Origin of the sequence: Sinorhizobium alkalisoli (assembly GCF_008932245.1) — a bacterium.
In the GTDB taxonomy this organism is placed as follows: Bacteria; Pseudomonadota; Alphaproteobacteria; order Rhizobiales; family Rhizobiaceae; genus Sinorhizobium; species Sinorhizobium alkalisoli.
The window spans coordinates 2,792,106-2,816,998 of the sequence record NZ_CP034909.1 but is presented as its reverse complement, the minus strand read 5'-3'; the positions used below and the strand labels follow the sequence as shown (position 1 = coordinate 2,816,998).

Here is a 24,893-nt window from a genome sequence, read left to right as displayed (position 1 = left end):
GCCCGAATACCGGACCTACAGCTCCGCGCGTCCGATAAGACGCGCGGAGCTGTAGTGCTTCATGACAACGCGATGGGGCTCGTTCCCGAGCGCAGGCGCGTTACCACTGCAAAAGCCGCTGACGCGAGAGCCATCGTCGCCAGGAGCAAAGCGGTTCCGCCAAACAGGCCTTCGTAGCGGAAGGCCGAGATCGCCGGTGTGCTGAGCAGCGGCGAGCAGAACTGCCCGATGAATACCGAGCTCGTCAGGATCCCGCCCGCCAGTCCGCGCCGCCGTGCCGGCGCGACATTGAGGACGAGGGCCAGGAAGGTGGGCGAGACGAGCGCATATCCGGCGCCAATGGAAGCGGCGCCGGCAAAGGAAAGCGCATCCGTCCCGACGCATAAAAGGGCAAAGCCGAGCGCCATCGCCGCATAGCCGAGAACGAACACACCGGCATGGCCGACTGTCCGGTGGACCTGCGGATAGAGCAGCGCGAAGAGGCCGCCCGCGAGCATGAGCGTGCCGAGCGCCGCCCCGGTAACGCCGCCGCCATGGCCATGCGCATCGAAGAAGAACGGCAATTGCGTCGGGACGATGAAGAAGAGCAAATTCGTCAGTGCCTGGAGCAAGACGAGCCCGGAGAAGAACAGTCGCCACGACGTCCGCTCTGTTCCCGCCGCCGCGCCGCCGCTCTGCCCTGGGGAGGGCGCCGAGACATCGACGATGACCCTCCACATCAGCGGCAGCAAGACGATCGCCAGGGCATAGATCGAAAAAGGCATGCGGGGAGAAAGGAGTGCAGCGCATCCCGCCAGGGTGATGAAGACCAGTCCGCCGAAATTTCGCGCCGAGATCTGCAAACCCGTCAATGCGCTTCGCTCGGCGCCCGAGAAGTAGTCTCCGATGAGCGCCGTTTGTGCCGTCATGATCAGGCCGACGCCTAGCCCGAGAACGAGGCGGCTGGCGAAAATCGTCGGCAGGTCCGGGAGGAAGAGACCAGCACTTCCCGCAACAACGAACAGGATCACGCCCAGGAGCAGCAGCCCTCGCCGTCCGAAGCGATCCGCTGCCAACCCTGCAATCGGGGCTGAAAGCGCGACGCTCAACGAAGGCGCCGGCACGAGCAGGCGTGTCAATATCTCCGCATGCGGATCCTCCGCAAAGAGGCGCTGGAGCCCCGGCAGGGCGGGACTGATGGTCGCATTCGCCATCGTCGTGAGCATTGCTGCCGTCAGGAGCGTGATGGCCCGCGCATCCCGCCAGATTGTCTTTTTCGCCGCAGTTCCAAGGCTGTCCATCGATTTTCCTCTTGCTGAAATTACCGATCCGGAAGAGACTGCCACTTCAAGCCAACTTGAGGTCAAGGATGAATCCGCTCGACATCGGCGAGGTCGCCCGGCGTTCAGGCGTCCCGCCTTCAACGCTGCGCTATTACGAGGAAATCGGGCTGATCAGTTCCTATGGCAGGCGCGGTCTGCGGCGGCAGTTCGACGTCGACGTCCTGCTCAAGCTGTCGCTCATCGATCTTGGGAAGTCAGCGGGCTTCAGCCTTACAGCCATTGCGGGAATGTTCGGCCGGGACGGCGAACTCGCGATTCCCCGTGCCGACCTGCACGCCAAGGCGGACGCCCTGCAGAGGCAGATGGTGGATCTCCGGATATTGCGGGACGCACTTCGCCATGTCGCCGACTGTCCAGCGGCGAGTCACCTCGAATGCCCGAGCTTTCGCAAGCTGGTCAAGGCGGCCTCGCGCGGACGGGTTGCGTCAGGGCGGCGCCGAAAGGCTACGGACAAAGTATGATCTGCGGTTCGGCCCGGTCGAACACCGTTCTCGCCCGTCGCTCCTCAGACATCCGCGGGCCGGTCCTTCGGGTCGAACTGTATGATGGTCTGCCAGATCGCGGTCAGCGCCGGCTTCCTCTCGCCTTCGATCTCCACGGTGGCGTCATAGGTGATCATCAGCATACCCGCCCCGCGGAAGCGGGCGTCGGCCATGGTGAAGCGGCCGCGTACGCGTGCGCCGCTCTTGACCGGCGCCATGAAGCGCACCTTGTCGAAGCCGTAATTGATGCCCATCGTCTGCTCGCGGATCTTCGGCAGGCAATTGTAGTTCATCGCCGAAAGCAGAGAGAGCGACAGGAAACCGTGCGCAATGGTGCCGCCGAAGGGCGTCTCCGCCGCCGCGCGCACCGGGTCGGTGTGGATGAACTGGAAGTCACCCGTCGCCTCGGCGAAGTTGTCGATGGTCTTCTGCGTTACGAGGATCCAGTCGGAGACGCCGATCTCCTTGCCGACCAGGTCCTTGACATCGGAAAGTGAAATTTCTCGCGGCATGTATTGTTCCTGAGGAATCCGTGCAGCCGATCTATAGGCCGCTCGCCCCGATCCTAGCAAGTGGTCGTAAAACTTTGGAAAACTTCGACGAAAAAGGTGACCGAGCGGGCAGGGGCGAGGGTCCCGAGGGCGGCGCCCGTGAGCGCATCGTACCATTCGCCATCGAGGCTTGCAGGCAAAAGGACGGGGTGCGGTGCATGGCTGCGATTGATCACGACGGCAAGTCGCGTGAACCGCTTCTGCACCTCGTCCTCGGTCGCAAGCATCATGACCAGATTTTCGGTCGCCGGGTGCTCCCAATCCTCGACCGTCATGGGGCGGCCATCAAGGCGGAGCCAGGCGACGTCATCCACGCCGGTGAAGAAAGCCGTTTCGGCGAAGACGCGGAAGCGGCGGCGCATGGCGGAAAGTGCAGCGGTGTGGCCGACCATTTGCTGGTCGACCTTGCTCCAGTCGAGCCACGTGATCCTGTTGTCCTGCGCATAGGCGTTGTTGTTGCCTCGCTGGCTGTGCCCGCCTTCGTCGCCGGCGGTCAGCATGATCGTGCCGCGGGAGGCGAACAGGCTGGCGATCAGAGCCATGACGTCACGTCGGCGTGCGTCAAGGATCTCCGGATCCTCGGTAGGGCCTTCGACGCCGTTGTTCCATGAGTGGTTCTCGTCGTGGCCGTCGCGGTTGTCTTCGCCGTTGGCCTCGTTGTGCTTACGTTCATAGGAGACGAGGTCCATCAGTGTGAAGCCGTCATGGGCGGCGATGAAGTTGAGGCTGCGGGTGCTTGTTTCGCCCCAGCGCGAAAACGCGTCGGAGGAGCCCGCCAGTGCCGTTGCAAATGCGCCGATCGCGTGCCGGTCGCCGCGCCAGTAGCGCCGGATATCGTCCCGCGCACGATCGTTCCATTCGAGGAATGATTCCGGAAAATTGCCGAGCTGGTAACCACCGGGGCCGGTGTCCCAGGGCTCGGCAATGAGAATGCGGTCGCTGAGCACCGGATCGGCGGCGACCGCCTGGAAGAGAGCGGCATCGTGGTGGAACCCGCTCATGTCGCGGCCAAGAACGGAGGCGAGATCGAAGCGGAACCCGTCGACGCCGGCGGCACGTACGAAATGGCGCAGGCTGTCGAGGACGAGCGCCTGCACCACCGGGTGGTCGCACGCGATCGTGTTGCCACAGCCGGTGTCGTTGATGAGTTCGCCCGGCTGGTCGGTCGCATGCCGGTAATAGGCGAGATTGTCGAGGCCGCGCATCGAAAGGGTGGTGCCGTAGCGATCGCTCTCGCCGGAATGGTTGAAGACGAGGTCGAGGATGACGCCGATGCCGGCCCTGTGCAGGCGCTCCACAGTCCGGCGCAATTCCTCGATGCCGCCGGGCACGAGGCGCGGATCGAGCGCCATGGGGGCGATCGGGTTGTAGCCCCAGCCGTTGTGGAGCCGGAGCGGCGGCAGATGCCGCTCGTCGATCCAGGCGACGATCGGCATCAGCTCAACCGCGCAGACGCCGAGGCGGGTGAGGTGCTCGATCACGGCCGGTTCGGTGAGCGCGGCCAATGTGCCACGCTTCCTTTCCGGAACATCGGGATGGAGGATCGTGAAGGGCTTGACCGCGACCTCATAGATCAACCCGCCTGGCTCGAAAAGCGGCGGCTTCTGCCTCGCCGGCCTGTAGTCGGTGACGATCGCCTTGGGCACAAGATCGGCCGTCTCCTCGCCGTAGACCGTCAGCCGCGGATCGTGGCGAAAGGGACGGTCGAGTTCCACCGCATAGGGATCGACCAGCAGCTTCGATGGGTCGAACCAAAGTCCATGCTCCGGCGAGTAGATGCCGTCGGCGCGAAGGCCGTAGCGAGTGCCGAGGGGCAGACCCGCGAGGGTGAGGCTGTGCACGTCGCCGTCGCGCAGCATCGGCAGGCGGCGGAGTTCCCTGTCGCCGGCATTGTCGAACAGGCAGAGCTCGATAAGGGCGGCGTTGCGCGACCAGACGGCGAAGCGCGCCCCATCGGGTGTGTGCGCCACGCCGAGAGGCGGAAGTCCGGTCATCGGCATGAAGCGCGTCCCTACACAATCCTCAGGTGATCACGCTCGGCTCTTCGCGGCCGGTGCGCGCCTTGATCTCCGCGATCTCGTCGGCTACGGCGATCAGGTCGGCGAGAGCGGCCTGCGTATCGAGGTCGTGGCGTGCCGGGTCGGGCTCGTAACGCTCGATATAGACGCGCAGCGTCGCGCCGGAAGTTCCGGTGCCCGAAAGGCGGAAGACGACGCGTGAGCCGCCCTCGAAAAGGATCCGGATACCCTGGTTCATGCTCACCGACTTGTCGACCGGATCGTGGTAGGAGAAATCGTCGGCGGTCTCGACCTTGAGTGCGCCGTAGCTCTTGCCCGCAAGGCCGGCGAGCTTCTCTCTCAGCGCCGCCATCAGTCCGTTCGCCGCCTCCGTATCGACGGCTTCGTAGTCGTGGCGCGAATAATAGTTGCGGCCATAGGCCGCCCAGTGCTTCTGCACGATATCGAGCGCGCTTTCCTTCCGCGCCGCCAGAATGTTGAGCCAGAGCAGCACCGCCCAGAGCCCGTCCTTCTCCCGCACGTGATTGGAGCCGGTGCCGGCGCTTTCCTCACCGCAGATCGTCGCCAGCCCCTCGTCGAGCAGGTTGCCGAAGAATTTCCATCCGGTCGGGGTTTCATAAAGGCTGATGCCGAGTTTTTCCGCGACGCGGTCGGCCGCACCGCTTGTCGGCATGGAGCGGGCGATGCCGGCAAGGCCCTGAGCGTAGCCGGGTGCCAGGTGCGCATTGGCGGCAAGGATGGCGAGGCTGTCCGAGGGCGTGACGAAAATTCCTCTGCCGATGATGAGATTGCGGTCGCCGTCGCCGTCGGAAGCGGCGCCGAAGTCCGGCGCATCGGGCGCCATCATGGTCTCGTAAAGCGCGCGCGCATGCACGAGGTTCGGATCCGGATGATGACCGCCGAAGTCGGGCAGCGGGATGAAGTTCATCACCGAGCCCTTTGGCGCGCCAAGCCGCTTCTCGAGGATCTCCTTGGCGTAGGGGCCGGTGACGGCGCTCATTGCATCGAAGGCGACGCGGAAGCCGCCGGCGATCAGGGCCCGGATTGCTGCGAAATCGAACAGGCTCTCCATCAGTTCCGCATAGTCGGCGACGGGATCGATCACCGTCACTGCCATTTCTTCTACATGCTGCGTGCCTTCGACATCGAGGTTGATGTCGGGAACGTCGGCGATCCTGTAGCTGTCTATCGCCTGCGTACGGGCGAAGATTGCATCCGTCACCCTTTCCGGCGCGGGACCTCCGTTGCCGACATTGTACTTGATGCCGAAATCCTCGGTCGGGCCGCCTGGGTTGTGGCTCGCCGACAGCACGATGCCGCCGAAAGCCTTGTTCTTGCGGATGACATTCGAGGCTGCCGGCGTCGACAGGATACCGCCGCGGCCGACGAGCACGCGGCCGAAGCCGTTTGCGGCGGCCATCTTGATCGCCTTCTGGATCACCTCGCGGTTGTAGTAGCGGCCGTCGCCGCCGATCACCAGCGTCTCGCCCTCATAGCCCTCGAGCGAATCGAAAATGGACTGGATGAAGTTCTCGGCGTAGTTCTTCTGCTGGAAAACCGGAACCTTCTTGCGCAGGCCCGAAGTCCCGGGTTTCTGGTCGCCATAGGGGTTTGTGGAGACGGTTATCATCATCTGTCTTAGCCTTTCGCGAGAAGACCGGAATAGAGCGAGGCGTAGCGTTCCGCACTCTTCGCCCACGAAACGTCGGACTTCATGCCCTGGTTCTGCAAGCGCGCCCATACCTTCGGCTCTTTGTATGCATGCATTGCGCGCCGGATCGCAAGACGCAGGCCGTCCGCGGTGACCGGCTGAAACTGAAAGCCGGTCGCGACCCTGGCCGCCAGCGCCGCCTCGTTGGCGTCGATGACCGTGTCCGTCAAGCCGCCGGTGCGCGCGACGATCGGTACGCAACCATAACGCAAACCGTAGAGTTGCGTCAGCCCGCAGGGTTCGAAGCGCGAGGGAATGAGTATCGCGTCGGAACCAGCCTGCATCAGGTGCGACAGCGGTTCGTCATAGCCGATCACCATGCCGATATGGCCGCGATGGCGCGAGGCGGCGGCCATGAGAGCGCCTTCGAGCGCCGCGTCGCCCGAACCGAGCACGATGAGCTTACCGCCGAGTGCGACGATGTCGTCGGTCACCTGCGCCAGCAGGTCGATGCCTTTTTGCCAGGTGAGGCGGCTGATGACGCAGAAGATCGGCCCCGGGCCCTTGTCGAGCCCGAAGCGCTCCTCCAGCACGCGGCGGTTTGCCGCGCGCCGCTTGAGCGTGCCGTGAGCGTAATTCTGGGGGATAAGCGGATCCGTTTCGGGATTCCACGTTGCGGCGTCGATGCCGTTGACGATCCCGCTCAGGCTGCCGACACGGCTTGCCAGGAGCCCCTCGAGCCCCATTCCGAATTCCGGGGTCAGGATTTCCTGCGCATAGGACGGGCTGACGGTCGTGATGGCGGTCGCAGTCTGCAAGCCGCCCTTCAGAAAGCCGACATCGCCATAATATTCGACGAACTGCATGGAGAAGGCTTCGGGCGGCAGCGACAGTTCCGGAAAGACCGACGCGCCGAACTGGCCCTGGAAGGCGATGTTGTGAATTGTCATGACGGTCGGCATGTCGGCGGCGGAGCCGAAGCGCATGTAAACCGGCGTCAGCGCCGTCTGCCAATCATGCACGTGCACGAGATCTGGCTTCCAGCCCGGGACGACGCTGTCGCCGGCGATCTCCGCCGCCGCCAGCGAAAGGGCAGCGAAACGGCGAAAATTGTCCGGATAGTCGCGTCCCGTCGTGTCGAGATAAGGACCGCCATCGCGGGCATAAAGCTCCGGCTGATCGAGGACGAGCAGATCCAGGCCGTCATACTCGGCCGCGAGCATCCGGGCCGGATGGCCGAAGAGGTTGTCGATGCCGCCGACCGCCTTCTTCTTTTTCAGCTTGTGCAGCACGGCGGGATAGCCGGGCACCAGCGTGCGTACCCGGATGCCGTGTGGAAGAAGAGCTGAGGGCAGCGCACCGACGACGTCGGCGAGTCCCCCGGTCTTGACCAGCGGATAGACTTCGGACGCAACGGACAGGACATTCATGCGACTTAAGACCTACATTCCCAGCTTGTCGATCATCGGTTGCGTGATCAGGCAAACGCCGTTCTCAGTGCGGCGGAAGCGTTTGGCATCGAGCTCCGGATCATCGCCGACAACTAGCCCTTCGGGGATGGTGACCCGGCTGTCGATGACGACGTTGCGCAGGATGGAGTGCCGTCCGACCGTTACGTCGGGAAGAACTACGGCATTTTCGAGTCTGGAATATGAATTGACCCTCACGCCGGTGAACAAGAGACTGCTATTGAGCATGGCGCCCGAGATGATGCAATCGCCCGAGACGAGGGAGGAGGTAGCCGAGCCGCGGCGGTCCTCGTCGTCGTGGACGAATTTCGCGGGCGGTTTGATTTCGGCGAAGGTCCAGATCGGCCATGTGCTGTCGTAGATGTCGAGTTCCGGCGTCACAAGGGTGAGGTCGATATTGGCTTGCCAATAGGCATCAATTGTACCGACGTCCCGCCAATAGGCTTCCCGTTCGAAATCCGAACGCACGCAGGAGTGGGTGAAACGGTGCGCCACCGCTTTGCCGTGTTCGACGATATAGGGGATGATGTCCTTGCCGAAGTCCCGGCTCGACTTCGGATCTGCCGCGTCGCGGCGAAGCAAGTCCATCAGGAACTTCGTGTGGAATACGTAGATGCCCATGGATGCCAGCGCCATCTCCGGATTGCCTGGAATGCCGGGCGGATCGGCCGGCTTTTCGACGAAAGCGATGATCCGGTCTTCGGTATCGACATGCATCACGCCGAAACCGGTCGCTTCCATGCGCGGCACTTCCAGGCAGCCGATGGTGACGTCGGCGCCGGAATCGACGTGCTGCTGCAGCATCAGCTCGTAGTCCATTTTATAGATGTGGTCGCCGGCGAGAATTACCATGTACTCGACGCCGTAATCCTCGATGATGTCGATGTTCTGGTAGACCGCGTCGGCGGTGCCTTCGTACCATTGCGTTTCCGAGACGCGCTGGCTGGCTGGCAGGACGTCGAAGCTCTCATTGCGTTCGGGTCGAAAGAAATTCCAGCCGCGCTGCAGGTGTCGGATTAGCGAATGGGCCTTGTACTGGGTCGCGACACCGATCCGTCGGATGCCGGAGTTCAGCGCGTTGGATAGCGCGAAATCGATGATGCGCGCCTTGCCGCCGAAATGGACGGCCGGTTTGGCGCGGCGGTCGGTGAGCTCCTTTAACCGGCTGCCGCGGCCGCCGGCAAGCACATAGGCCATGGCATCGCGAGCCAGAGGTTGTGTACGCTTTTCCACCATTTGTCCTCCCCTAGATCATGTCGTCGAGGACTGCCCGGCGACCAAATGCGACGCCTCGCGGTCCACGTCACTCCGTCCTCTTTCCGCCGGCGGAACAGGCCGCCGGGCAGCTATTCCTGCTCCAGCATCAGCGTCGCCAAAGGCGGCAGCGTGATGGTGGCAGCCGTCCCTCCGCTCGGCTTCCTCTCCGCGTAAACGGCACCGCCGTTGCCCTTGCCGCTCCCCCCATAGATTTCCGCATCCGTGTTGACGATTTCCCGCCAGCGGCCTGCCGCCGGAAGGGGCACGTCGTAGCTCTCCCGGTAGACAGGCGTGAAATTGGTGACCACTGCGACAAGCTTCTCGCCCGGCGCCTTTCTCAGCCACGCAAAGACGGAATTGTTGCGATCGTCCGCAATGAGCCACTCGAAGCCTTCGCCCTCGCAGTCGCGCGCATGCAGCGCCGGCTTTGACCGGTAGGTGCCGTTCAGGTCTCGCACGAGCCGGCGCATGCCCTCGTGAAGGTTGTATTCGAGCAGGTTCCAGTCGAGTGCACGCTCCTCAGACCATTCACGCCATTGCGCGAATTCCTGTCCCATGAAGAGCAGTTTCTTGCCCGGATAGCCCCACATGAAGGCGTAATAGGCCCTGAGGTTGGCGAACTTCTGCCAATCGTCGCCGGCCATTTTGGCGACCAGCGATCCCTTGCCGTGCACCACTTCGTCGTGGGACAGCGGCAGCACGAAATTCTCGCTGAAGGCGTAGAGCAGCCCGAAGGTCATGTCGTTGTGGTGGAACTTGCGGTGCACCGGCTCACGCGCGAGATATTGCAGCGTGTCGTGCATGAAGCCCATGTTCCACTTGAAGCCGAAGCCGAGACCGCCGGCATGGACCGGGTGTGAGACCTTCGGCCAGGAGGTGGATTCTTCTGCGATCGTCAGCACGCCCTGGTGGATGCCGTAAAGGCGGGTGTTCATGGTCTGCAGGAAGCGTACGGCCTCAAGATTTTCGTTGCCGCCATATTCGTTCGGCACCCATTCGCCGGGCTGGCGCGAGTAGTCGAGGTAGAGCATGGATGCGACCGCATCGACGCGCAGGCCGTCGACATGGAATTTTTCGGCCCAGTAAAGCGCATTGTTGATGAGATAGGCGGCGACCTCCTCGCGGCCGAAATTGTAGATCGCCGTGTTCCAGTCCGGATGGAAACCCTGGCGCGGGTCTTCATGCTCGTAGAGCGCGGTGCCGTCGAACCAGCGCAGCCCGTGCTCGTCCGTCGGAAAATGCGCCGGCACCCAATCGAGAATGACGCCGATGCCGACCTTGTGGCATCCGTTGACGAAACGGGCAAAGCCCTCCGGTTCGCCGAAGCGCGCGGTCGGCGCGTAGAGGCCTGTCGTCTGATAGCCCCATGACGGGTCATAGGGGAATTCGGAGATCGGCAGGAACTCGATGTGGGTGAAGCCCATGTCGGCACAATAGGGGATCAACCGTTCCGCCAGTTCGTCCCAGGTCAGCATCTCGCCATCGTCGCGGCGCTGCCAGGAGCCGGCATGGACCTCATAGATGGAAATCGGCTGGCGGCGCGGGTCGACCTCCTCCCAATGGCGGCGGTGGGCCGCGTCCTCCCAGACCTGCTCGATCTCGCCCGTCGTCACCGAGGCCGTATCGGGACGCAGTTCCGAGCGCCGGGCGAATGGATCCGCCTTCAGTGGCAGCAGCCGGCCATCGCGGTCGAGGATCTCATATTTGTACGGAGCGCCCGCGGACACGCCGGGGACGAAGATTTCCCAGATGCCGGTGTCCGCGCGAAGGCGCATGACGTGGCGGCGCCCGTCCCAATCGTTGAAGCTGCCGACGACCGAAACGCGCCGCGCATTCGGCGCCCAGACGGCAAAGTGAAAGCCTTCGACCCCCTCATGCGTGATCTGATGGGCTCCCATCTTTTCGAAGAGCCTGAGATGCGAACCTTCGCGGATGTAATAGTCATCCATCGGCCCCAGCACCGGACCGAAGCTATAGGGGTCGACCACGATCCAGTCGCCGCCCTCGTTGCGGGCGCGGTAGCGGATCGGCTGTGCCTTGCGGAGCGAAATGGAGCCCTCGAAGAAGCCGGCATCGTCGCGCCGCTCGAGCGTGCCGATTTCGTTCCCGGAAAGTGTTTCCGCAGTGACCGATTCGGCGCCTGGGATAAAGCACCGGGCAATATAAGCCTTGTCCGTCGCGTGCACGCCCAGAACGGCAAAGGGGTTGCTGTGGTTGCCGGAAAGTATCGCCGCAATCTCCGGCGCCGGCAGCGGGCCCGACGCTGTGGATGTGGCTGTCTCCTTGCCGGGCGAGAGCTTCATCCTGCTCTCCAGATTTCTCCGGCATATTGGCGGATCGTCCGATCGGACGAAAACCACCCCATACGTGCCGTGTTTCGGATCGCCTTCGAATACCAGTCGGAAGGCATCGTCCAGAGTTGGTCTATCTCGCGCTGCGCCTTCGCATAGGTCTCGAAATCTGCGGCGACCATGAACCAGTCATGGTTGTAGAGCCCGTCGACAAGGCCCGAGAAGCGGTGGGGGTCGTCTGGCGAGAAGACGCCGGAGGCGATGGCCGAGAGGGCCTGCGACAGTTCGCGTGAGCCCTCGATGATGGCACGCGGATTGTGCCCCTCCGCCCGAGCCTTCGCCACTTCTTCGGCGGTCAGGCCGAAGATCTTGATGTTTTCCTCGCCGACCCAGTCGCGCATCTCGACATTGGCACCATCGAGCGTGCCGATAGTCAGCGCGCCGTTGAGCGCGAACTTCATGTTGCCGGTGCCAGAAGCTTCCATGCCCGCGGTTGAAATCTGCTCCGAGAGATCGGCTGCGGGCACCATCACTTCCGCGAGCGAGACATTGTAATTGGGAACGAAGACGACCTTGAGAAGCCCGCGGACGGCCGGGTCGTTGTTGATGACCCGCGCGACGTCATTGGCTAGCTTGATAATGAGTTTGGCGTTGTGATAGCTCGGCGCCGCCTTTCCGGCGAAGAGCTTGACGCGCGGCACCCAGTCGAGCTCGGGATGCGAGCGAATCTGGTCGTAAAGCGCAACGGCCTCGATGATGTTCAGCAATTGCCGCTTATATTCGTGGATGCGCTTGATCTGGATGTCGAACATCGCCGAGGGATCCAGACGGATGCCGAGCCTCGTCTGCACGAGCTTTGCCAGCCTTACCTTGTTGGCGCGCTTGACGGCGGCGAACTGCTCCTGGAAATCGGCCTTGTCCGCGAAGGCGTCGAGCGCCTGAAGGGCCTCCGTGTCGTCCATGAAGTCGTCGCCGATCGCGTCGCGGATCAGGGCGAAGAGACCGGGATTGCATTGCATCAGCCAACGGCGCGGCGTGATGCCGTTGGTCTTGTTGTTGATGCGGTCGGGATAGAGCCGGTGCAGGTCGGCAAAGACCGTTTCCTTCATCAACTCCGTGTGCAGCGCCGACACGCCGTTGATGGAGTGGGAGCCGACGAAGGCGAGATTGCCCATTCGCACACGCCGCTCGCCGGTTTCATCTATGAGCGAAATGTTGCGGATTTCCTCGTCGGTTGCGTGCTTCTGCTTGCGCGCCTCGATCAGGATCTTGGCGTTGACGGCGTAGACGATCTGCATGTGGCGCGGCAGCAGCCGCTCGAAGAGTGGTACCGGCCAGCTTTCCAGCGCTTCCGGCAGAAGCGTGTGGTTGGTGTAGGCGAAGGTACGCCGGGCAATGTCCCAGGCCTGGTCGAAACCGAGCCCGTGGACGTCGGTCAGCAGGCGGACGAGTTCGGCCACCGATACGGCCGGATGCGTGTCGTTGAGCTGGATGGCGACGGCATCCGGCAATGAGGTGAAATCCGGATATTGCTGCAGGTGCCGCCGCAGGATGTCCTGCAGCGAAGCGGAGGAGAAGAAATATTCCTGCCGGAGGCGCAGTTCCTGTCCGGCCGGAGTCGCGTCGGCGGGATAGAGCACGCGTGTCAGGCTCTCCGCCTTGTTGCTGTCGCGCAGCGCGCCGATGTGGTCTCCGGCATTGAAGGCGTCGAGCAGGATCGGATCGATCGGTTGCGCGGCCCAGAGCCTCAGCGTATTGACGCGCGTCGCCCGCCAGCCGACGGCCGGCGTGTCGAAGGCGGTCGCGATCACCCGCTCTGCCGGCTTCCACACATAGCGCTGGACTTCCTCGTCGACATTGACGGTCTCGACGCTGCCGCCGAAGCCGATTTCGTAGGAGCTTTCGCGTCGTTCGAATTCCCACGGGTTGCCGTGCGCGAGCCAGGTTTCCGGCAGTTCGACCTGCCAGCCGTCGGCCATCTGCTGCCGGAACAGGCCATGCATGTAGCGGATGCCATAGCCATAGGCGGGCACGTCGACCGTCGCCATGGATTCCATGAAACAGGCAGCAAGCCGCCCGAGGCCACCATTGCCCAGCGCGGCATCCGGCTCCAGCTCGGCAACCAGGTCGATATCGACGCCGAGAGAAGCGAGCGCATCGCGCATCTCGTCCATCAGGCCGATATTGGTCATCGCATCGCGCATCAGCCGGCCGATGAGGAATTCGAGCGAAAGATAATAGACCCGCTTGGCCCCCGTCGAATAGGTCTTGCGCGTCGAGTCCATCCAGCGATCCGTGATGCGGTCGCGCACGACCAAGATGGCAGCCGTCAGCCAGTCATGCGGTTTGGCGACCTTGGGATCCTTGCCGATGCGATACTTCAGGCGCTCCAGAATTTCGACCGCGAGTTGACCCGGTTCGGAAGACCTCAGTGCGGGCTGCGGCAGTTCGTTGGTGGAGAGCCGATTCATCATCAAAACTGTCAAACCCTTGTTGCATTTGGGAGACCGAAGGCCGGAGCCGACCGTAGACAGGGCAATTTATGCATCGATCCGAAGCGCTTGCAACAGGTGTTTTTAAATGGATTAAAACAGCCGCCACTTACATGTTGACGGGTCCGCGATGCTTTTCGCCTGAAATGCGCGGTGACATGGAGACCCGTCGCGGCATGCGCGTCGCGCCTATCCAGTTTCCTATGCATTATGCAAAATGCCGTCCGGGAACCGGACGGCATGGCGAAAACCGATCTGAGCTGGCTTACTTCGTAAGGCGCGAGACCATTGCCGACGCCCTTTCGCCGATCGCCTTGAATGCGGCGACGAGATCTGCGGCCTCCTCGGCTTCGAAATAGTGCGATGTCGATGAGGCGCAATATTTCAGGAGTGCCTGGCCGCGGCTCGGCGCCATGAAGGCAACGCTGTACACCTCGACCTTGTTGGCCTTTGCCGTGTCGCACCATTGCTTGGTCAGCGTGTCCTCGGAAGTGTAATTGTTCTCGCCGTCGGTCATGAAGACGATGTATTTGGTGGGAACCTGACCGTTCTTGCTGGCGTGAGCAGTATTTTCGGCGCTTGCCGTCACCTTCTGGTACGCGGACTTGAAGGCGTTGCCCGATGCCGTGCCGCCGGTTGCCTCCAGTGCGTTCACATAGAGGGCCGTGTTCGTCACGCCCCAAGCGATGTCGCCCGGGGTATCCTGCGAGGCATTGTAGGAAACCGCGCCGGTCCGCACGTAGGTCGAATCCGGATCCGCTACCTCCAACTGCGCGAACAGATCGCTCGCTGCGGTCTTCAGCGCATCGATCTTCGCGACGTAGCAGGGGCTGGTCGCCTTCAGGTTGGGATACTTGCTCCAGGTCGATTCCGTGTAATTGGGACAGCTCTTCTTTGCCGTGTTGATGGTATCCGTCTTCCAGGCCATCGAGCCGGAGCGGTCGAGCACAAGATACATCGAAAGCGCGTTCTTGCTCTCGGTCGCGCTTTCCGCAGTCGAACTGGTCTCAAGCGTAACCCGATCCTGGCCGAGCAGTCGCGTCATGGCATTGAAGTTGACGATTTGTTTGGCGGTGACAGTGACCTTGAAGGTTTTTCCCGTTGCGCCGTTCTGCGTCTCGGAGATGCCGACGTCCACGCCGTCATCTTCGCTATCGGCGCCGCTCTCCGTCTCGGCCACCGACGGGGCGCCAGCGACTTGCGTGCGAAGGAACTTGCGGGCGATTTCCTGGGCCGCTTCGATGCTCGGCTGCTCCTTGGAAACGAGCGCGGAAGCGGCCGCAAGCGCAGCAGCATCGGTCGCGTCCTGAAGCTGGTTCTTGGACATCAGCATATTGGCCATGTCGATCGAAACGCCGCCTACCGCAAAGAGCAGCGGGGCAAGCAGCGCCGTCATCATGCCGAAATTGCCGCCCCGGTCCCGCCACATCGTGATGAAGGTCCGGCCGGCTGTGGATCCGCTTTCCATTTTCATGCCCCACACGTTGTATGAATTCGTGCTGCGACACTACCGGTTATGCGTTACCGCTCGGTTCACCTGTTCGTTGCATTTTTATCGTTTAGCCGCAAAGACGATTATTTTTTACGGATTTGAGCAGGATCGGCCTGACCAGGATTGGCACGTTCGTGCCAATCCTGGTCACTCGACGGGATTGACGTCGACGGCCTGTTCGGTCGTCTGGCCGCCATAGCTTTTCAGGACGCCGATCACCGGCGCCACGTCGCCATAGTCGCGACCGTGGCCGACGATGATGTGATCGGTCCCGGCGGACATATTGTTCGTGGGGTCGAGTTCCATCCAGCCGCCGGACGTGCCGCACCAGAAGCGCACCCAGGCATGCATGGCGTCGGCGCCTTCCAGGCGCTCCTTGCCGGGCGGCGGAAGTGTTCTGAGGAAGCCGCTGACATAGCCCGCCGGAATGCCGAGACTGCGCAGCGCCACGATCATCACGTGGGCGAAATCCTGGCAGACGCCGCCCTTCAGCTTGAAGGCCTCGGCCGGCGTGGTTGTGACGGTCGTCGCGTCCGTGTCGTAGGTGAAATCGCGATGGATGCACTCGCAAATGGCAAGGCCGATCTGCTGCACCGTCATCCCGTCGCGCTTGATCTCGCGAGCATAGGCGGCGATCTCCGGGACCTGCTCCAGTAGCGGGCTTGGCCCGAGGAAATGATGGGGGGAGTTGGCGTCGACGGACCAGCAGTCGGCAAGCTCCGCCGGCAGAGCCGCAAGCGCCGGCGAAAGATCGGCTGAGAGTGCGGCGGGCTCCGCCTGCACGCGCGCCTGCATGCGGATGATCAGGTGGTCGTGGGCAGAGCGGAAAAGGATGGTGGTGGTCGGATTGGAGAAGAAATCGACATTTTCCGAGCGCTCGAACGGTGCCGGCTGGCACGTTACCGAACCTGCGATGAGCCGCTGGCGCCCCGGGATCGACGCGGGCAGGACCCGGACGAGGTGGCGCCCGCCGCTGACCGGAACCTCGTAGCGATAGGTGATCTTCAGGTTGATGTCGTAGAGCATCGGAACCGCCGCTCTTGTTAGCCGAGATAGGTTTGCGCGAGCAGGTCGGAAAGCCTTTCGAGGTCCTGCTCCAGCCGTTTGTAGACCGTCGCCGTCATTGCCTCCGGTGTCATCACGGCAAGACCGGAATGAAGTCGCATGGTTTCCCGATAGAACGGCGACATCTGGCCGTTGACGAAAGCATTCGGCAGCAGCTCGACCTCCGTCTTGATCTCGTTCAACTGGTAGAGGATCGAGCGCGGGTTGAGCGGGTCGAGCGCCAGCAGGTCGGTAACGGTTACGGCTGCCGTGTTGACGTTGTAGCGGCGTCGGTGGGTCATGACGCTGTCGCCGATCTCGAGCAACATGTCGTAGGCGCCGTCCGGTGCATCGGGCCCGGACATGTGCCCGAGCAGCCGCGTCATGTGCATGCCGCGCTCGAGATAGCGGCCGATCGAAAGAAAGCGCCAGCCGGTAAAGCGATACATGTTTTCGTGCACGAGGCCTGCAAAGCCCGCGAGCTTGCGCAGAAGAATGGTCATCGCGTGGGAGGCGTCATCGCCGGCCTGCACGGTCGCGTGGAACTTGCGCGCCGTTTTCAAGAGGTCGTTGAGCGCAAGCCAGCCGTCGGGCGAGAAGCGGTCGCGAATGTTGCCGGCACTGAAAAGCGCGCTGGCGATATCGGAAACCAGGCTGTCCGGCACCGGCTGGCGCGTCTTGACATCGAGGAGGGCAAGATACTCGCTCACGTCCTTGAGCAGCGGCATGTCGGGGTCGGCCGCCTCGGCGAAGCGACTATGCCAGGCGCGCAGGATCCGCAGCGCGCCCTCCGCCCGTTCGATGTAACGACCGAGCCAGAAGAGGTTGTCGGCGGCGCGGCTCGGCAGGCTGCCCGGCAGGTTGCGGCTGAAGCTCTCCTCTGCCGGAAGCAGCGACATGCGCTCGACCGGCCTGTCGCTGACGATCCAGACATCGGCGGCGGTGCCGCCGGACTGCATTGCGATGGCCGCCACGTCGTCGCCGGAGCCGATGCGGGCGAAGCCCCCCGGCATGATTTGCCAGCCGTCGCGCGTGCGCGCGGCAAAGACCCGGAGACTCATCGGCCGGGGCGTCAGCCGGCCGCGCACCCAGGCGGGCGTCGTCGACAGCGTGACGACCTCCTGCCCAACGAGCTTGCCGCCGTCCGTCGCCAGCCACTGGGCGACCGAGGTCCTGGCCGTATCGCGGAGCGAGGCACCGAGCACAGACTGGCCATCGTCGTCGAAGAAGGGCCGCGTCGAATAGGCCGGGCCGATCACCATGCCTTCGATGTTGCCGGCGACATGTTCGCGCTCGGATTCCTGACCGCACCACCAGGTGGCGATCGACGGCAGCTTCTGTTCCTCGCCGAGCAATTGGCGACAGATGGCCGGCATGAAGGCCAGAAGCGCACGCGTCTCCAGGATGCCGGAGCCAAGCGCATTGACGATCGAAACGGAGCCTTCCCTCAGCGCCTCGACGATACCGGGCGTGCCGATATGTGAAGACTGATTGAGCTCAAGCGGATCGGCGAAGGAGGCGTCGAGGCGACGCCAGAGCACACCGACGGGTTTGAGGCCGGCGACGGTGCGAACCATCACGCGGCCGCCGACGACCGTCAGGTCCTCGCCCTCGAGCAGCATGAAACCGAGATAGCGGGCGATATAGGCATGTTCGAAATAGGTCTCGTTGGCGATGCCCGGCGAGAGCACGGCGATGCGGTCGTCGGGGTGCTGCTTGCGCGACTGGAGCGTGTCGCGGAAGGCGCCGAAGAAACTCGCCAGCCGGTGGACATGGGTTGCGGCATAGAGGTCGGAAAAGGCGCGTGCCGTCGCCACGCGGTTCTCGAGTGCGAAGCCGGCGCCGGAGGGCGCTTCTGTCCGGTCGGAAAGCACCCACCAGTTGCCGTCCGGTCCGCGGCCGATCTCGAAGGAGCAGAAGTGCAGGAAATGCCCGTCGGCCGGCATGACGCCGACGAGCGGGCGCAGGAATTGCGGATTGGAGGCGATCAGCGCCGGCGGCAGCAGGCCTTCGCGCACCAGCCGGTTTTCGCCGTAGATGTCGGCGACTACCCTTTCCAGGAGCTCGGCGCGCTGCACGAGTCCCTCGGATACAACGGTCCATTCGGCCTCGTCGATCAGGACCGGCACATGCGACAGCGGCCAGCTCCGCTCCGTGTTCTCCTTGCCATAGGCGCGGTAGAAGACGCCGGCGTCGCGCAGGTAGCGGTCGGCGCGAGCAAAGCGGTTGGCGAGTTCCGTCTCGTCCATGCGGCCAAGCGTCGAGAGCAGCCGTTGCCAGACGGGCCGGACGTTGCCGTTCGGATCGACCATCTCATCGGCGACGCCCGCCAGCGCGCGGTAGCCGCCGAAGGGATCATGCCCGGGACGGATCGCTTCATTTGCCTCTGCCGCCTGCTTCTTCGCCATTTACACTCCTGCCGGACACCGCAAATCGAGCGTCAGGGGAAACTCCGCCGATGGGCTTTCGGGATGCAGCCGATACATGCCCGTGGTGTGGCCCCAGGGTTCGAAGCGCGCCAGCCGGCGCGCCTCTGCCTCGTTGCCGTTGACCGGGAAGGTCTCGTAATTGCGCCCGCCCGGATGCGCAACGTGATAGACGCAGCCACCGATCGCCCGATTCGACCATGTATCATAAACGTCGAATGTAAGGGGAGTGTTCACCGGCAACACCGGATGAAGGCCCGCGGCCGGTTGCCAGGCCTTGTAGCGCACGCCTGCGACGGTGACGCCGTTTTGGCCCGTCTTCGCGAGGGGCACCGGGCGGCCGTTGCAGGCGACGGTGTAGCGATCGGGAATGGCGGTTTCGAGTTTCACCTGCAGGCGCTCGACCGAGGAATCGACGTAGCGCACCGTGCCGCCGATTGCGCCCTGTTCGCCCATCACATGCCAGGGTTCGAGCGCCTGGCGGATTTCGAGCTTCGCCTGTTCGTACTCGACCTCGCCGCAGAAGGGGAAGCGGAACTCGAGTTGTGCCTTGAACCACTCCGGGCGGAGATGGAAGCCGTGTGAGCCGAGGTCCGCAACGACCTCGAGAAAATCCTGCCAGACATAGTGGGGCAGCATGAAGCGGTCATGGAGCGCCGTCCCCCAGCGAACGAAGCGGCCTTCGACCGGGCTTTTCCAGAAGCGGGCGATAAGAGCGCGCACGAGCAACTGCTGGGCGAGCGACATGCGCGCGTTCGGCGGCATTTCGAAGCCGCGGAATTCGACGAGGCCGAGCCGTCCGGTCGGACCGTCGGGCGAGAACAGCTTGTCGATGCAGATCTCTGAGCGATGGGTGTTGCCTGTGACGTCGACGAGCAGGTTGCGGAAGAGCCGATCGGTCAGCCAGGGCAGCGGCGGCAGTCGACCGGTATCGGGCGACGGCACCTGGGCCAGCGCGATTTCCAACTCGTAAAGTGAATCATGCCGCGCCTCGTCGATGCGCGGAGCCTGGCTGGTCGGTCCGATGAACAGGCCGGAAAAGAGATAGGAGAGCGACGGGTGCCGCTGCCAATGAAGCACGATGCTCTTCAACAGGTCCGGCCGGCGCAGGAAGGGACTGTCGTTGGGGCTGCGGCCGCCGACCACGACATGGTTGCCGCCGCCGGTTCCTGTATGACGGCCGTCGATCATGAACTTGTCGGCGCCGAGCCGGCTCTGGCGCGCTTCCTCATAGACCGCCGTGGTGATGTCGACGCATTCCCGCCAGTTCGCGGCCGGATGGATGTTGACCTCGATCACGCCCGGATCGGGTGCGACGCGGATGACGTTGATGCGCTCGTCCTGCGGCGGCGGATAACCTTCGATGTGAACGGGCAGGCCGACCTCCGCGGCGGCGCGTTCGGTCGAAGCGACCAGGTCCAGATATTCCTCGATACTCGTCGTCGGCGGCATGAAAACGCAGAGCCTGCCGTCGCGCGGTTCCACGGTCATTGCGGTGCGTACGGCGCCCGCAATATCATCGGGCATAGGCGAAAGCGGCGTCGGAGGTCTCTCCGACGGCTGGAAGCGTGATTGCTGCGCCCGCCCTTTTTCTTCCGCGAAATCCGGCAGGTCGCTGCGCGGAACGGTCGGATCTACCGGATTGATATAGGGATAGGAAGAGGGAGGGATGTGGGGCAAGGCGCCGAGCGGCAATCGATAGCCGACGGGGCTGTCGCCGGGTACAAGGAAAAGGCGCCCACGACGGGTCTTCCATTTCTCGCTAAGCCACTGCACCCCTGTGGCGCGCGCGTTCCAGGCCTGCACCGGCAGCACGTAGCCGGTCGGGGTCGTCAGGCCCCGTTCGAACACACGCGCCAGGCGGCTGCGGGCCTCCGGGTCCTCGAGCTTGGAGTTGGACGGATCGACATTGTCCGGCAGATTGGCTTCCTTGACGATCCATTCGGCCGGATCCTCATAGGCCGGAACGACCATGTCCGCGCTCAGATCGAGTTCGCCGGCAATGGCAACGAGCAGGCGCTCCGCATCCCGTTCGGTAACCTCGGTCTGGCTGACTTCCTCGGCGATGAGGGCGGGCCGCTGCCAGATCGGCAGGCCGTCGCGACGCCAGTAGAGCGAAAAGGTCCATCGCGGCAGGCTCTCGCCGGGGTACCATTTGCCCTGGCCGTAGTGCAGGAATCCGCCCGGTGCAAAGCGCTCGCGCAGACGGCGAATGAGCCTGTCCGCCTTCTCGCGCTTGGTTGGGCCGACCGCGGCGGTGTTCCACTCGTCGGCTTCGAAGTCGTCGATCGATACGAAGGTCGGCTCGCCACCCATGGTGAGGCGCACGTCGTTCTCGTCCAATACGCGGTCTACCTCGTCGCCAAGGGCATTCAACGCCTGCCAGCTCTCGTCGGAAAAGGGCCTGGTGATACGCGGATGTTCGGCGACGCGCGCAATCTTCATGTCGAAGGCAAAATCGGATCTGGTTTCCGGATCGCCGAAGAAGCCGCCGGAGATCGGCGCGGCATTGCGATAATGAGGCGTCGCGGCGAGCGGGATGTGGCTCTCGCCGGTCAAGAGCCCGGAGGTCGGGTCGAGCCCGATCCAGCCGGCACCTGGAATATAGGCCTCGGCCCAGGCATGGAGGTCGGTGAAGTCGTGATCCGTTCCCGAGGGGCCGTCGAGGGCTTTCAGATCCGGCGTGAGCTGAATGAGGTAGCCGGACACGAAGCGCGCGGCAAAGCCGAGATTGCGCAGGATCTGCACGAGCAGCCAGCTCGAATCGCGGCAGGAGCCCGTGGCGAGACCCAACGTCCCCTCCGGCGTCTGCACGCCCGGCTCCATGCGGATGACGTAGCCGATCTCCTTTTGCAGCCGCATATTGAGACCGACGATCATGTCGACCGTGCGCTGGCGCGAGCGGTCGATCGTTTCCATGAAAGCCGAGAGCTTCGGCCCGATTGGGTCCGGCGTCATGTAGATCTTCAGGTCGTCGCTCAGGTCTTCGGCATAGCGAAATGGCCAGTGCTGTGCCTCCTCTTCGACGAAGAAGTCGAAAGGATTGTAGACCGTCATGTCGGCGACGAGATCCACTTCGATCTTCATTTCCGTCACCGGATCGGGAAAGACGTAGCGGGCGAGATAGTTGCCGTAGGGGTCCTGCTGCAGATTGACGAAGTGATTGGCCGGCGAAACCTTCAGCGAATGGCTGATGACCTTCGTCTTCGAATGGGCGGCGGGCTTGAGCCTGATGATTTGCGGTGAGAGATTGACCGGCCGGTCGTATTTATAGTGGGTCAGATGATAGATACTGGCCTTGATCGACATGCAGCGTTTTCCCCTCGATGGCAGATCCCTTTGCCTGCCATTCGAGAGGACTTTTGTGCAATGCGAATAGGAAAGCAAGCTGAAACCATTGGGCGGTTGCGGCTGGCTTTCGCACGGCGGCCGGCTTCCTGCCCCCTCAGACCGGCGGCGGGTTGATGTGCGCAAAGCCTGTCTGGCGATAGTAAGGGAAATAGGGGTAGGGCGCCGTCGTTGCACTCACCGCATCGAGGCGCGACACTTGTTCGGTCGAGAGCGCCCAGCCGATCGCGCCGAGGTTCTGCCGCAATTGCTCCTCGTTGCGCGCACCAATGATGACGCTGGAGACGGTTGGGCGCCGGAGAAGCCAATTGATGGCGATTTGCGGCACGGTCTTGCCGGTTTCCTCGGCGAGTGCGTCCAGTACCTCGACGATGTCGTAGAGCTTTTTGTCGTCCACCGGCGGCCCGAAGTCGGCCGTGTCGTGCAGGCGGCTGCCCTCCGGCCACGGTTGGCCGCGGCGAATTTTGCCCGTCAGCCGCCCCCAGCCGAGCGGGCTCCAGACGAGGGCGCCGACGCCCTGGTCGAGGCCAAGCGGCATCAGCTCCCACTCGTAGTCACGCCCGGCGAGCGAATAATAGACCTGGTTGGCAACGTAGCGAGGATAGCCATATCGGTCGGCGGCCGCGAGCGATTTCATCAGTTGCCAGCCGGCGAAATTGGATACGCCGACATAGCGCAGCTTGCCGGAGCGCACGAGCATGTCGAGCGTCGAAAGCACCTCCTCGATTGGCGTTCCGGCGTCGAAGGCGTGCAGTTGCATGAGGTCGACGTAGTCGGTGCCGAGCCGCCTCAGGGCATCCTCCACACCGTTGACGAGGCGCGCGCGGGACGAGCCGGCATCGTTCGGACCATCGCCGATCGGGAGCGATATCTTCGTCGACAGGATGGCCTTGTCGCGCCGTCCTTTGACTGCCGCTCCCAGGATCTCCTCGGATGCGCCATCGGAGTAGACGTCTGCCGTGTCGAAGAGATTGACGCCGGCTTCGAGGCAGATGTCGATGAGCCGGCGGGCCTCCACTTCATCCGTCGCGCCCCAGGCGCTGAAAAGTGGTCCCTTGCCGCCGAAAGTGCCCGCGCCGAAACTGAGCGCCGGTACCTTCAATCCTGACGAACCGAGCCGTCGATAATCCATTCCGAAACTCCTTTGTGCTCATCATCATTTCTCCATGACAATGGAGCCGGTCACTTTTTGGATATAGACTGCCTGCAGGAACATTATCTGTGAGTTGAATTCACATGTCTCGACTGTCGGTCAATCGCTCGGGCGAAATGGAGGTCTTCGCCAAGGCAGTTGAGCTTGGCGGCTTCTCTGCGGCAGCCCGCTATTTTCGCATGACGCCCTCGGCCGTCAGCAAGCTCGTGCTGCGCCTTGAGGAACGGCTCGGCGTGCGCCTGGTGAATCGATCGACGCGTAGCCTTCAGCTTACACCGGAAGGGCACGCATTCTACGATCGGACGACCCGCATCCTCGCCGATATCGACGAGGCGGAGCGCTGCGCGTCGGCCGGCGAAAGCCCGGCGGGCAGGGTCCGATTGAATGTCAGCGCCTCCTTCGGCACCCATATCCTGATGCCGCTAATACCCGAATTCCGGGCACGCTTTCCGGCCGTCACCCTCGATATCGTACAGACCGATGCGGTGGTTGACTTGATGGAGGCGCGCGCCGACGTGGCGGTGCGGGCAGGTCCCTTAAAGAGCTCGACGCTGATTGCGCGCAAGCTCGGGGCGACGCGAATGATGATCGTCGCGGCACCGTCCTATACCGAACGCTTCGGCACGCCCTCGAATCTCGACGAACTGAAGATGCATGATCGGCTTGGTTTCTGTTACGCCCGCGCCGTCGACGGCTGGCCCATCAAAGCGGATGGCGAAACCATCATAATTCCGGCGAATGGGGCGGTGCAGGTAAGCGATGGTGAGGGGCTGCGCCATCTGGCGCTCGCCGGTGCAGGACTGGCGCGGCTTGCCGAATTCACGGTGCGCGATGATCTGCGCATGGGCCGGCTCGTTCCCGTGCTCGAAGAATTGAACCCGGGCGATCTGGAAGAGGTTCATGCCGTCTTTCTTGGCCAGGGCGGCGCGCTCCCCTCTCGGGTGCGCGCCGTTTTGGATTTCCTCGCCAGCCATGCCCGGGTGATGCCGGACACGGCCATGTAGAGTCAGGCAGTCACAAATCGTTCCTCGAGACCGGGGAGCAGGAGCGGATCAGCGTTTCGGCGCGACCAGCGCGAAAAGCGCACCCTGCGGATCGGTGCACTGGACGATCCAGGCGCCACCGGGGACTTCCATCGGCTCAACCACGACTTGGGCACCCTCGGACCGCGCCCGATCGATCGCGGCGTCGAGCGCTTCGACGTTGAAATAATAAAGCCAATAGGGCGCGGGAACGTCCCTCGGCTTTGTCATCATGCCGCCAATGGCTTGTCCATTGTGGGCGAACAGCTGGTAAACGCCCATCTCGCCCATGTCCATCGCCTGGTCCTTGGTCCAGCCGAACAGCTCCGAATAGAAAGCAAAGGCGCTGTCGAGATCGCCGGCCATCAGTTCGTGCCAGCCGATGTTTCCGGGCGCCATCTGGTCGAGCGACGGCGGCGGTTCGCCGGTTCCCGTGAAAAGAGCGAAGGCGGCGCCATGCGGGTCGGTAACGACGGCGAAACGGCCGATGCCGGGAATATCGTCCGGCTCGCGATGAACGGTGCCGCCCTCGCCGGTGAGTTTGGCGGCGGCAGCGTCGACGTCGTCCACGGCCACGTAGCCGAGCCAGGCCGGCGGCACGTTCATGTCGAGCGCACCTTCTGGCATGGTCATCAGGCCAGCCACCTGGTGATCGCCGATGGAGAAGAGCGTGTATTCGGTTCCCGGCATTCCTGCATCGCGGGCGCTCCAGCCGATGACCTTCTTGTAAAAGGCCTCCGCCGCCTTCGTATCCGTCGTCATCAATTCGTACCAGACGAATTTGCCGTGCATTGTCGGTCCTCCCGTTTTTTCGTGGACATGTGCTGTTGGACGGCGACGGAACCGTCGCCGTGATGGTCTGGGCCGGGGCGGAT

The 24,893-nt window shown here is 63.2% G+C and carries 16 protein-coding genes; 2 read left to right on the top strand and 14 right to left on the bottom strand.

The genetic code is table 11. From position 1 onward, the window contains the following. Window positions 1–59: 59 nt before the first annotated feature. Complete coding sequence (locus tag EKH55_RS13635) at window positions 60–1,280, bottom strand: MFS transporter (protein ID WP_069459097.1); 1,221 nt, start codon at window positions 1,278–1,280, stop codon at window positions 60–62. A gap of 68 nt (window positions 1,281–1,348) precedes the next feature. Here EKH55_RS13635 and EKH55_RS13630 point away from each other — a divergent pair, with 68 nt between their 5' ends. Beyond that, window positions 1,349–1,783: a helix-turn-helix domain-containing protein gene (locus EKH55_RS13630; RefSeq protein ID WP_069459098.1), complete on the top strand. Its 435-nt coding sequence runs from the start codon at window positions 1,349–1,351 to the stop codon at window positions 1,781–1,783. A gap of 44 nt (window positions 1,784–1,827) precedes the next feature. Here EKH55_RS13630 and EKH55_RS13625 read toward each other — a convergent pair whose 3' ends face one another. From EKH55_RS13625 to EKH55_RS13570, 12 genes are all read right to left on the bottom strand, one after another. Continuing rightward, the gene (locus EKH55_RS13625; protein ID WP_069459099.1) at window positions 1,828–2,316 is read right to left on the bottom strand and encodes a MaoC family dehydratase; all 489 of its coding nucleotides are present in this window, start codon (window positions 2,314–2,316) and stop codon (window positions 1,828–1,830) included. Between the two features lie 53 nt (window positions 2,317–2,369). Further along, a complete protein-coding gene (gene glgX, locus EKH55_RS13620) occupies window positions 2,370–4,355 on the bottom strand; it encodes a glycogen debranching protein GlgX (protein WP_151611599.1) in 1,986 nt (661 codons plus the stop codon). A gap of 22 nt (window positions 4,356–4,377) precedes the next feature. Next, window positions 4,378–6,006 (bottom strand): alpha-D-glucose phosphate-specific phosphoglucomutase, encoded by a 1,629-nt coding sequence (locus EKH55_RS13615; protein ID WP_069459101.1) that lies wholly within the window; start codon window positions 6,004–6,006, stop codon window positions 4,378–4,380. Window positions 6,007–6,011: 5 nt separating this feature from the next. Continuing rightward, complete coding sequence (glgA, locus tag EKH55_RS13610) at window positions 6,012–7,454, bottom strand: glycogen synthase GlgA (RefSeq protein ID WP_069459102.1); 1,443 nt, start codon at window positions 7,452–7,454, stop codon at window positions 6,012–6,014. A 12-nt stretch (window positions 7,455–7,466) separates the two neighbouring features. Next, entirely contained in the window at window positions 7,467–8,729 is a 1,263-nt protein-coding gene (gene glgC, locus EKH55_RS13605; protein ID WP_069459103.1) for a glucose-1-phosphate adenylyltransferase, read from the bottom strand. A 110-nt stretch (window positions 8,730–8,839) separates the two neighbouring features. Continuing rightward, the gene (gene glgB / locus EKH55_RS13600; protein ID WP_069459104.1) at window positions 8,840–11,053 is read right to left on the bottom strand and encodes a 1,4-alpha-glucan branching protein GlgB; all 2,214 of its coding nucleotides are present in this window, start codon (window positions 11,051–11,053) and stop codon (window positions 8,840–8,842) included. Then, window positions 11,050–13,515 carry a glycogen/starch/alpha-glucan phosphorylase gene (locus EKH55_RS13595; RefSeq protein ID WP_106407860.1) on the bottom strand — a complete coding sequence of 822 codons (2,466 nt, stop codon included), beginning with the start codon at window positions 13,513–13,515 and terminating at the stop codon, window positions 11,050–11,052. Before EKH55_RS13595 ends, glgB begins: the two co-directional genes overlap by 4 nt. 283 nt (window positions 13,516–13,798) lie before the next feature. Then, a complete protein-coding gene (locus EKH55_RS13590) occupies window positions 13,799–15,001 on the bottom strand; it encodes a TadE/TadG family type IV pilus assembly protein (RefSeq protein ID WP_069459105.1) in 1,203 nt (400 codons plus the stop codon). A gap of 171 nt (window positions 15,002–15,172) precedes the next feature. After that, window positions 15,173–16,051 carry a transglutaminase family protein gene (locus EKH55_RS13585; protein WP_069459106.1) on the bottom strand — a complete coding sequence of 293 codons (879 nt, stop codon included), beginning with the start codon at window positions 16,049–16,051 and terminating at the stop codon, window positions 15,173–15,175. A 17-nt stretch (window positions 16,052–16,068) separates the two neighbouring features. Next, window positions 16,069–18,477 carry a circularly permuted type 2 ATP-grasp protein gene (locus EKH55_RS13580; RefSeq protein ID WP_069459107.1) on the bottom strand — a complete coding sequence of 803 codons (2,409 nt, stop codon included), beginning with the start codon at window positions 18,475–18,477 and terminating at the stop codon, window positions 16,069–16,071. After that, window positions 18,478–21,804 (bottom strand): transglutaminase family protein, encoded by a 3,327-nt coding sequence (locus EKH55_RS13575; protein WP_069459108.1) that lies wholly within the window; start codon window positions 21,802–21,804, stop codon window positions 18,478–18,480. It lies immediately after the preceding gene. Between the two features lie 136 nt (window positions 21,805–21,940). Then, entirely contained in the window at window positions 21,941–22,975 is a 1,035-nt protein-coding gene (locus EKH55_RS13570; RefSeq protein WP_069459109.1) for an aldo/keto reductase, read from the bottom strand. A 104-nt stretch (window positions 22,976–23,079) separates the two neighbouring features. Here EKH55_RS13570 and EKH55_RS13565 point away from each other — a divergent pair, with 104 nt between their 5' ends. Next, window positions 23,080–24,000 carry a LysR family transcriptional regulator gene (locus EKH55_RS13565; RefSeq protein ID WP_069459110.1) on the top strand — a complete coding sequence of 307 codons (921 nt, stop codon included), beginning with the start codon at window positions 23,080–23,082 and terminating at the stop codon, window positions 23,998–24,000. 48 nt (window positions 24,001–24,048) lie between these two features. Here EKH55_RS13565 and EKH55_RS13560 read toward each other — a convergent pair whose 3' ends face one another. Beyond that, window positions 24,049–24,810 (bottom strand): VOC family protein, encoded by a 762-nt coding sequence (locus tag EKH55_RS13560; protein ID WP_069459111.1) that lies wholly within the window; start codon window positions 24,808–24,810, stop codon window positions 24,049–24,051. Between the last annotated feature and the right edge of the window lie 83 nt (window positions 24,811–24,893).

Coding starts and splice junctions, on each gene's coding strand:
- EKH55_RS13570 (WP_069459109.1), bottom strand. CDS start 22,975: ATGGATTATCGACGGCTCGGTTCGTCAGGATTGAAGGTACCGGCGCTC.
- glgX (WP_151611599.1), bottom strand. CDS start 4,355: ATGCCGATGACCGGACTTCCGCCTCTCGGCGTGGCGCACACACCCGAT.
- glgA (WP_069459102.1), bottom strand. CDS start 7,454: ATGAATGTCCTGTCCGTTGCGTCCGAAGTCTATCCGCTGGTCAAGACC.
- EKH55_RS13625 (WP_069459099.1), bottom strand. CDS start 2,316: ATGCCGCGAGAAATTTCACTTTCCGATGTCAAGGACCTGGTCGGCAAG.
- EKH55_RS13630 (WP_069459098.1), top strand. CDS start 1,349: ATGAATCCGCTCGACATCGGCGAGGTCGCCCGGCGTTCAGGCGTCCCG.
- glgB (WP_069459104.1), bottom strand. CDS start 11,053: ATGAAGCTCTCGCCCGGCAAGGAGACAGCCACATCCACAGCGTCGGGC.
- EKH55_RS13560 (WP_069459111.1), bottom strand. CDS start 24,810: ATGCACGGCAAATTCGTCTGGTACGAATTGATGACGACGGATACGAAG.
- EKH55_RS13615 (WP_069459101.1), bottom strand. CDS start 6,006: ATGATGATAACCGTCTCCACAAACCCCTATGGCGACCAGAAACCCGGG.
- EKH55_RS13575 (WP_069459108.1), bottom strand. CDS start 21,804: ATGTCGATCAAGGCCAGTATCTATCATCTGACCCACTATAAATACGAC.
- EKH55_RS13590 (WP_069459105.1), bottom strand. CDS start 15,001: ATGGAAAGCGGATCCACAGCCGGCCGGACCTTCATCACGATGTGGCGG.
- EKH55_RS13565 (WP_069459110.1), top strand. CDS start 23,080: ATGTCTCGACTGTCGGTCAATCGCTCGGGCGAAATGGAGGTCTTCGCC.
- glgC (WP_069459103.1), bottom strand. CDS start 8,729: ATGGTGGAAAAGCGTACACAACCTCTGGCTCGCGATGCCATGGCCTAT.
- EKH55_RS13585 (WP_069459106.1), bottom strand. CDS start 16,051: ATGCTCTACGACATCAACCTGAAGATCACCTATCGCTACGAGGTTCCG.
- EKH55_RS13580 (WP_069459107.1), bottom strand. CDS start 18,477: ATGGCGAAGAAGCAGGCGGCAGAGGCAAATGAAGCGATCCGTCCCGGG.
- EKH55_RS13635 (WP_069459097.1), bottom strand. CDS start 1,280: ATGGACAGCCTTGGAACTGCGGCGAAAAAGACAATCTGGCGGGATGCG.
- EKH55_RS13595 (WP_106407860.1), bottom strand. CDS start 13,515: ATGATGAATCGGCTCTCCACCAACGAACTGCCGCAGCCCGCACTGAGG.